Origin of the sequence: Streptomyces sp. BE20 (assembly GCF_036322525.1) — a bacterium.
GTDB lineage: Bacteria > Actinomycetota > Actinomycetes > Streptomycetales > Streptomycetaceae > Kitasatospora.
Window position 1 is genome coordinate 1 of the sequence record NZ_JAQYWW010000367.1, and the last position, 314, is coordinate 314.

The window sequence follows — 314 nt, forward strand, 5'->3', positions numbered from 1 at the left end:
ACCCGGACGCGCTGGACACGCTGGTGGCGGGCTTCGAGGAGCAGGGTGTGCGGGTGCGGCGCGTCCCGGTGGACTACGCCTCCCACACGTCCCACGTCGAGTCGATCGAGGAGGAACTCGCCGAGCTCCTGGCCGCGGTGTGGCCCCGGCCCGCCGCGATCCCGTTCCTGTCGTCGGTGGAGGGCCGGTGGTTGGAGGGTCCTGAGCTGGACGGCGGGTACTGGTACCGCAACCTGCGGCAGACCGTGCGCTTCGCCGAGGCGGTGGACACGCTCGCCGCGGAGGGGTTCCGGGCCTTCGTCGAGGTGAGCGCG

1 protein-coding gene is annotated in these 314 nt (G+C 72.9%); it reads left to right on the forward strand.

Annotated features, from left to right (window positions below; all coding sequences use genetic code 11):
• The coding region (locus tag PUR61_RS02640; RefSeq protein ID WP_329875184.1) for an acyltransferase domain-containing protein at nt 1-314 on the forward strand (314 nt) is incomplete at both ends.